8 protein-coding genes are annotated in these 8016 nt (G+C 75.1%); 5 read left to right on the top strand and 3 right to left on the bottom strand.

Going from position 1 to position 8016, the window contains the following annotated elements; all coding sequences use genetic code 11:
- Positions 1 to 150: 150 nt before the first annotated feature.
- From HYE82_RS30875 to HYE82_RS30865, 3 genes are all read left to right on the top strand, one after another.
- Positions 151 to 828 carry a CBS domain-containing protein gene (locus HYE82_RS30875; RefSeq protein WP_309144505.1) on the top strand — a complete coding sequence of 226 codons (678 nt, stop codon included), beginning with the start codon at positions 151 to 153 and terminating at the stop codon, positions 826 to 828.
- 308 nt (positions 829 to 1136) lie between these two features.
- Complete coding sequence (locus HYE82_RS30870; RefSeq protein WP_309144504.1) at positions 1137 to 2162, top strand: nitroreductase family protein; 1026 nt, start codon at positions 1137 to 1139, stop codon at positions 2160 to 2162.
- Between the two features lie 135 nt (positions 2163 to 2297).
- A complete protein-coding gene (locus HYE82_RS30865; RefSeq protein WP_179177499.1) occupies positions 2298 to 4004 on the top strand; it encodes a GAF domain-containing protein in 1707 nt (568 codons plus the stop codon).
- Here the strand turns inward: HYE82_RS30865 and HYE82_RS30860 are convergent, their stop codons facing one another.
- Entirely contained in the window at positions 4005 to 4541 is a 537-nt protein-coding gene (locus HYE82_RS30860) for a pyridoxamine 5'-phosphate oxidase family protein (RefSeq protein ID WP_179177497.1), read from the bottom strand.
- A 116-nt stretch (positions 4542 to 4657) separates the two neighbouring features.
- Complete coding sequence (locus tag HYE82_RS30855) at positions 4658 to 4981, bottom strand: STAS domain-containing protein (protein ID WP_179177496.1); 324 nt, start codon at positions 4979 to 4981, stop codon at positions 4658 to 4660.
- 275 nt (positions 4982 to 5256) lie between these two features.
- Between HYE82_RS30855 and HYE82_RS30850 the strand changes: the two genes are divergently transcribed.
- Positions 5257 to 5961, top strand: a complete 705-nt coding sequence (locus tag HYE82_RS30850) for a response regulator transcription factor (protein ID WP_179177495.1) — start codon at positions 5257 to 5259, stop codon at positions 5959 to 5961.
- Positions 5962 to 6000: 39 nt separating this feature from the next.
- On the opposite strand, the gene HYE82_RS30845 is transcribed toward HYE82_RS30850, so the two are convergent.
- On the bottom strand, positions 6001 to 6888 hold the full coding sequence (locus tag HYE82_RS30845; RefSeq protein ID WP_309144503.1) for a universal stress protein: 888 nt from the start codon (positions 6886 to 6888) through the stop codon (positions 6001 to 6003).
- 553 nt (positions 6889 to 7441) lie between these two features.
- On the opposite strand from HYE82_RS30845, the gene HYE82_RS30840 reads away from it, so the two are divergent.
- Positions 7442 to 7735, top strand: coding sequence for a hypothetical protein (locus HYE82_RS30840; RefSeq protein ID WP_179177493.1), 294 nt, complete (start codon positions 7442 to 7444; stop codon positions 7733 to 7735).
- Positions 7736 to 8016 lie beyond the last annotated feature (281 nt).

The following is an 8016-nucleotide window of genomic DNA, read 5'->3' as shown; positions in this document are numbered from 1 at the left end:
CCGCGGGAGGGGCCGCGGGAGGGGCCGCCCGGGACCGGATCGAGGACCGTTCGGCCCTCGATCGCGCTGCGCGCCCACCGGATCGTGGACTGCGGATCCGCGCCGTCCGGCAGCCGGACGGGGGAGGGCAGGAGAGGGCAGGAGGGCATCGTGAGACAGATCAAGGTGGCGGACGTGATGACCGACGAGGTCGTCTGCGCGGCTCCCGGCACGGCCTTCGAGCACATCGTGCAGCTCCTCCGGGAACACGGCATCAGCGGGCTCCCGGTCCTCGACGGTGAGGACCGGGTCCTCGGGGTCGTCTCCCGGACGGACCTGCTCGCGCACCTCCCGCCGGAAGCACGCACCCTCCAGACCCGCGGCACCCCCGGGCCCCCCGGGGCCCCCGGTGAGGGAGCCGGGCCTGCCACCGCGGCCGAGGTGATGTCCGTCCCCGCGGTGACGGTCCGCGCGGACGAGCCGGCGGCCGGCGCCGCCCGGCTGATGGCCCGCCGCGGGGTGGACCGGCTGCCCGTCGTGGACGGGGAGGACCGCCTCGTCGGCATCGTCACCCGCCGGGACCTCCTGCACCTGTTCCTGCGGCCGGACACGGAGATCCGGCGCCGCGTCGTCACGGAGGTGCTGCACTCCGCCCTGGGCCTGCCGGCGCGGGCCGTCGACGTCCATGTCGTGCACGGGACCGTCGCCCTGGAGGGACACGTGGAGCGGCAGAGCCAGCTGGCGGTGCTGCGGAGCCTGGTCGAACGCCTCGACGGGGTCGTGTCGGTCGTCTCGCACGTCACGGCGCTCGTCGACGACACCGCCGGCCGCAGCGCCATGGCGTGGTGAGCCGCACGGCGGCCGCCGCCGACCGCGCGCAAGACGGCAGCCGCGCACGAAAGGGCGGCCGGACGGCAAAGGGCGGAAAGAGCCCGCCCGCTTCTCGCGGAACCCGATTGTGTGGTGCACGGCACGAGGCCGCTTCTCCGCATCCTCAGTATTTGGGCTCTCTCCGCACTCTCATTGCAGCACTCCCCGGCCCGGTGCGCCAGGGCCGGCCGGTCCCGGGTGGGGCCGCTCGGCCCATCGCGCGGGCGCGGGCGCGCGAGTGAACCTGGATGCTGCAGCGCACCACCCGACACGACAGGAGCAGTCCCGTGACCGCACCACTGATCGGCTCCGCAGAAGCCGCCCTGTTCGTCGGCGACGCCGTGACCGCGCCCTCGATGCACAACGCTCAGCCCTGGAGCTTCGTCCTGCGCCGGGCCACCGGGACCATCGAGCTGTACGGGGACCCCCGCCGGGCCATGCACCGGGCGGACCCGGACCACCGCGCCCTCCACCTCGGCTGCGCCGCAGCCCTGTTCAACCTGCGCGTATCCGCCGCCCACCACGGCCGGCAGGCCGTCGTGCGGCTGCTGCCGGACGGCGCCGACCCCTGGCTGCTGGCCGAGGTCGGGTTCACCGACCCCGTCGGCGACGACCAGGACCTGGCCGCGCTGTACCCCGCGCTGCGCAGGCGCCGTACGAGCCGCTTCCCGTTCGGTGACGAGCCGGTCCCGGACGCGCTGCTGGACGGCCTGCGGGCGGCCGCCCTGCTGGAGGGCTGCCGCCTGGACGTGCCGGATCCCTGGCACGTCGACACCCTGCTCGGGCTGGTCCGCGACGCGGAGCAGCGCGAGGAGATCCAGCCGGGGGTGCGGGCCGAGACGGCCGCCTGGACGTACGACACCGCCGGGACCGCGACAGCGGGCGCGGGTACCGGTGCCGATACGGGCGGGAGGCCGCGCCGCGACGGCATCCCGGCCGCCGCCTTCGGCCCGCGCAGCACGGGCGGGGCCGCGACCGTACGGGATTTCGGCCGGACCAGGCCGGTGGCCGGCCGCGACCGGGCCGCCTTCGAGGAGCACCCGCAGCTGGTCCTGCTCTCCACGGCCCGGGACACGCCCGCCGACTGGCTGCGGGCCGGGCAGGCCCTGGAGCGGATCCTGCTGCAGGCCACCGCCGACGGCCTGGCCACGTCCATGAGCTCCCAGCCCCTGGAGTGGCCCGAACTGCGGTGGCCGGCCCGGAACCCGGTCACGGGCACGGGTCACGTCCAGATGGTCATCCGGCTGGGTTACGGCCCGCAGGGCCCCGGCACGCCCCGCCGGGCGGTCGCCGAGGTCCTGCACGTCCTGTGACACCGGCGCCTCCCGCCTCTGCCCCGTGACGGGAGTTCGGCCTTCCGTATCCATGTGCTCCCGATAGGCTTTGCGCCGGTTGAGTGCGAGGAGAGCCGGTTCATGGTGGGGGATTCGTTGTCCCGGATGCCGAAGATGCGTCTGGACGAGCTGCTCGACGAGCTCCAGGGGCGGATCGACGCCGCCCGCGGCACGCGCGACCGCGTGCACAGCCTCCTGGAGGCCGTCGTGTCGGTGGGGCGGGAGCTGGAGCTCTCCCAGGTCCTGCGCCGCATCGTGGAGGCAGCCGCGCTGCTCGTCGACGCCGAGTACGGCGCCCTCGGGGTCATCGGGCCGGACGGCAGGACGCTCTCGCAGTTCCTGACCGTCGGCGTCTCCGACGAGGAGATCGCCCGGATCGGGCCGTTGCCGTCCGGCCACGGCCTGCTGGGCGAGGTGATCCGGCACCCGGAGCCGCTGCGGCTGGCCGATCTCGGCAAGCACCCGTCCTCGCACGGCTTCCCCGCGCACCATCCGCCGATGCGCACGTTCCTGGGCGTGCCGATCCGGGTGCGGGAGGAGGTGTTCGGAAACCTCTACCTCACCGACAAGCGGGGCGGCAAGGACTTCGACACGGAGGACGAGTCGGTCATCACCACCCTGTCGGTGGCCGCCGGTGTCGCCATCGACAACGCCCGCCTGTACGAGGGCTCCCAGCGCCAGCAGCACTGGCTGCGGGCCAATGCCGAGATCACGGGGAGCCTGCTGTCCGGGAGTTCGCGCACCGAGGTGCTCCAGCTCATCGCGCGCCGGGCGCAGGACATCACCGGCGCGCAGGGCGCGGAGATCGCCACTGCGCTGCCCGGGGCGGACGGGCTGCTGGTGGAGGTGGCCACCGGCGCCGGGGCCGAGGCCCGGCAGGGGCTGGTCCTGCCCCTGGCGGGGACGATGGTGGGGGCCGCGCACACCGAGGTCGCCCCGGTGTCGAGCCCGCGGGCCGCCACCGACCGGCGGTTCAACGCGGACTCGGCGCCGCCCGGCGCCGAGGGCCCGGCCGTGGCGGTGCCCCTGGGCACGGGTGGCATGCCCACGCGGGGCGTGCTGTTCCTCGCCCGGGCCGCGGGTGATCCCGCGTTCAGCGACGGCGAGCTCGAACCGCTGCTGGCCTTCGCCGGGCAGGCAGCGCTCGGCCTGGAACTGGCGGACCGGCGGCGGGACGCCGAGCAGATCGCCCTGCTGGAGGAGCGCGACCGCATCGCCCGCGACCTCCACGACCTGGCCATCCAGCGGCTGTTCGCCACCGGGATGACCCTGCAGAGCGCGGCCCGACTGGTGGAGCACGGCGGGGCCGCGCAGCGGCTCGGCCGTGCCGTGGACGACCTCGACGAAACCATCAAGATCATCCGATCGACCATCTTCGGGCTGCGCACGAAGGACCGGGACGGTGCGGGCGGTGCCGGGCTGCGCGCCCGCGCGGCGCGGGCGGTCGGCGAGGCCGCGACCCTGCTCGGGCACCCGCCGCGGCTGAGCATGGAGGGCCTGCTCGACACCGACGTGCCCGACGAGGTGGCCGACCACGTCGTGGCCGTGCTCGGGGAGCTGCTCAGCAATGCGGCCCGGCACGCGCAGGCCAGCCGGGTCGGAGTGTCGCTCAAGGCGGGCGCCGGCGAGGTCGTGCTGGCCGTGTCGGACAACGGGGTGGGCATCGCCGAACAGGGCCGCCGCAGCGGTCTGGCCAACCTGGACGAGCGGGCCCGCAGCGTCGGCGGTGCGTTCCTGATCGAATCGCCGGCCGGGGGCGGCAGCCGGCTCGTGTGGCGGGCCCCGCTGCGGAGGGACCCCGCCTCGGCGGAGCGCACCTGATCAGCCGACCCCGGCACACGGGGCCGCGCCCGGCGCCGCGGCCGGACGGGATTCCCCGCCCGCGGGGGGTTCTGCGCCCGCGGCACGCTCCGGGCCCGCGGCACGCTCCAGCCGGAAGCCGGTGACCAGGTCCGGCCGGATGCGGACGACGCGGCAGGGCTGCCGGGCGAGCACCCAGGGCCGCAGCCGGTCCTCGTACGCGGCCGCCTGCGCGGGGTCGGTCACGGGGCGTGCGTAGCCGGTGACCACGACGCTCCAGCCGAGGCGGGTGCGGGTGTCGATGTCGTCGGTCTCGTACGCGACGACGACGCCCGCGCCGTCGGAGGGCGTCGCCAGCGCGGCGAGCGCGCCGCCGTCGTGCACCCGCAGGACGATGTCCTCGCCGTCCAGGAGGTGGTTCACGGGGCGTACCGCGGGGAGCGCGTGCCGGGTGAAGACGACCCGTCCCAGAGGGACCGTCCCGATCAGGCGCAGGGCTTCACCGCGGGGCAGGGGCCGCATGCGGCGCGCTCCTTCCCCGTCCACTTCGTGTTCCATGATGTGCACCTGTGGTCCGAAGGAGATCGATCTGCTGCGTCTTGTGCTCTTGTGTGAACCAGCAGCGTCACCCGGACCGTGGGCGCCCCACCTGGGCCGAACGGTCCTCCCCGGGTTCACGCCCAGCCGCAGTACAGCTGGCGGTCCGCGCCGACCACCCGCAGCGATTTGGCCAGCAGCGGCTGCACGCCCTGGAGCAGGAGACGCGCCCCGGTGCGCGCGCACCGCCGGTGCAGGCGCAGGAACATGTCGATGCCCGAGGTGTCGCAGAACGCGAGCCCGGACAGGTCCAGGACCACGTCCCCGCCGCCGTCGGCGACCCGGGCGAGTCTCGGCTCCACGGCCGCGACGGTGTGCACGTCCAGCTCACCCACGACGGCGACGCCCGCCCCGTACTCGTCCCGCACGACCGTCCTGAGCGCGATCATCGTCCTGCCCATGTGCCCCTCTCCCCTCCTGCGTCGCCGTGTCCCGCCGAGCCCGTTCCCGGCTCGGCGGTCCGGCCTCGCCCATCCCATCAGCCCCACAGCCGGCGGCATAAGGTCCGTAGGCCCCGTGCCGAGGGCCGAAGGTCCCGATGTCCGTGGTCCCGGCCACGGACCGGCCCGTACCGCGCCGGGGGAAGGGCCGATCGGCCCTGTCGCAGGGCCCTGCGGCGGGGGAGGATGCGTAGGCGCGCGTACGTCCGGTACCCGCCCGAGCGAGGAGCAGAAGAATGACCGACAGCGGTTCCCACCACCCGGCGACGGAGCCGATCAGCGTCTTCCTCCTCGACGACCACGAGGTCGTCCGCCGCGGCGTGCACGACCTGCTGGAGGCCGAGCCGGACATCCGCGTGGTGGGCGAGGCCTCCACGGCGGAGCAGGCGCTCGTACGGGTCCCCGCGCTGCGGCCTCGGGTGGCGGTGCTCGACGTACGGCTCCAGGACGGCGACGGCGTCACCGTCTGCCGTGAACTGCGCTCCCGGATGCCGGACCTGGCCTGCCTGATGCTCACCTCGTTCGACGACGAGGAGGCGCTGCTCGACGCCATCATGGCCGGCGCCTCCGGCTACGTCCTCAAGCAGATCAGCGGGACCGACCTGGTCACCGCGGTCCGCACGGTGGCCTCGGGCAAGTCGATGCTCGACCCGGGCGCCACCGCCCGGGTGATGGCCCGGATGCGGGGCGAGGTGCCGCAGGAGGAGCAGGTACCGGGCCTGCCGGGGTTCACCGACCGGGAGAAGGAGATCCTGGTGCTGGTCAGCGAGGGCCTGACGAACCGCGAGATCGGCAAGCGGCTCTACCTCGCCGAGAAGACGGTGAAGAACATCGTCTCGCGCCTGTTCATCAAGCTCGGCGTCGACCGGCGCGTCCAGGCCGCCGTGATCGCCAGCCACACCCTCGTCCCGTCCAACCGCCAGCCGGGCCGCCCCGCCTGAGGGCGGCGGGCGGCGGGCCGCCGCCCGCCGCCCGCGCGTTCAGGACTGCGGCACCACGGCCACGGGGCACCGCGCGTGGTGCAGGACGGCGTGGGCCACCGAACCGATCCTGCTGCCGACGGGCCCCTTGCGCGTACGCCGGCCCACGACCAGCAGCGATGCGGACCCCTCCGCCGCCGCCAGCAGCACCTGCCCGGCACTGCCCAGTTCGACGTGCTCCACCACGGGCACCTCGGGGTACTTCTCGCGCCACGGCTCCAGCGCCCGGCGCAGCGCCGCCTGCTCGTACTGCACCAGCCCGCCGTCCTGGTCGGAGATCCACATCGAGCCGGGGCTGTAGGCGTAGATCGACGGCAGGTCCCAGGCACGCACCGCCCGTACGGCGGCCCCGCGGGCGGCGGCCGCCTCGAACGCGAAGCCCAGCACGTCGTGGCTGTCCTCGGGGTAGCCGTACTGGCCGACGACGACGTCGCCCGGCCCGCCGCCCTGCCCGGCATCCGGCTGTTCGGCGTCGGCCGCGCGCACGGAGACCACCGGGCAGGGGGCCTCGCCGATGACCTGCTGCCCGTACGAGCCCAGCAGGAAGCCGAGGACCGGTCCGTGGCCGCGGGTGCCCAGGGCCAGCAGTTCCGCCTGCTCCGCCTCCCGCAGCAGGGCGGTCACCGGCGCGTCCGAGACGACCTCGGTGACGATGCCCAGCTCCGGGTGGCGCGCGGCGACCTCGTCGGCCGCGGCGTGCAGGACGGCTTCGGCGCGGCGGGCCTCCTCCTCCCGGTCCTGGGCTATCGGCAGTGCCACCGGCTGCCACAGCCAGGCGTGGACCAGGCGCAGGCCCAAGCCCCGCCGGGCCGCCTCGTCCGCCGCCCACCGCGCGGCGGCCCGGCTCTCCGGGGATCCGTCCACTCCGACGGCGATGACAGGTGTCACGGCTCTGCCCTCCATACTGCTCGGCTGCGTACTGCTCGGCTGCGATCTGCGGGGGCGGTACGTCGGCCCCCCGATTCCACTCTGGCGTGCCGCACCCTGCCCGCCGAAGGGCCGACCGGCCCTCACGCCGGGCCGGTCGGCACCCTCCGGCCGGGCGCGGTCGGCACGAACCCGGCGCCCGCCGCCGACAGCAGCCGGTCCGCGACTCGGTCACGCATCGGCGGCTGCGTCCGCCGGGCGCCCCGCGGACCGGAGTCGCGGCGGGGACGGCGGGACGGCCACCGCCGGCGCCGCCATGGACGCGGACACCTTTGCCGCGGACACTCGTGATGCGGACCTTCGATGCGGAGACCCTCACGGTGCGGATCCTTCCGGGCGGTGCCCCTGCGGAAACACCCGCAGGCGGTGCCCGGCCGGAGCGGGGTCGAGCAGACCCGCTCGGGGGGCCGCATGGCCCTGTGCCGTCCGTCCGTGCGGTCGCAGCATGGGATCCGGGGAATCGATACCGATAGGCAGTCCAGTTCAGTCCAGCCCTGTTCCGAGGTGATCTGACATGGCATCCGCAGAATGGACCACTCCCGGGGTGTACGCAGGCCCGGGCGGCGTGCTCACCGACGCAGCCGGCACCCTCACGGGTGAACTGACGGTGCACACCACATGGGAGCAGGAGCGGGCGCACATCGCCGTGCAGTACGCGGGCGCGTCCGAGTGGTACGCCCTGGCGGGCAGCCCCGTGGACTGCCCGAGTTCCGAGGCCAGCCGGACGCTGCACCAGAGAGCGGTGGAGGCCGTGCGCACCGGCGGGGCGGTGCCGTTCTCCCCGTGGCCGACGACCCCCGTGGCCTGAGCGGGCCGCCCGCCACCCGTGCGGACCGCCTGTCGACCGAGCCGCTGCCCGGGCGGGTGTGCCCCACCGTCCGGCCGGGTGTTGCGGGCGGCTCGCCGGGGAGCGTGCACGAGGGCCGATCGGACAGCGTCCGTGTCGCCGCCCCGGGACCGCGTACGCCGCGGGCCGGTGCGCCCAGGACCGTTCGGGCGGGCGGCTGAGCGGGCCCGCTCCCGCCAGTCCACAAGAACGGTCTGCCGCGGCCACGGCGTCGGCTCCGTCGCCGTGACGGAGGGCGGGAG

The sequence above is a fragment of the Streptomyces sp. BR123 genome, assembly GCF_013401435.1.
Lineage (GTDB): Bacteria > Actinomycetota > Actinomycetes > Streptomycetales > Streptomycetaceae > Streptomyces.
Note: the sequence above shows the minus strand (reverse complement) of the source record. Positions and strands in the feature narration are given on the sequence as shown.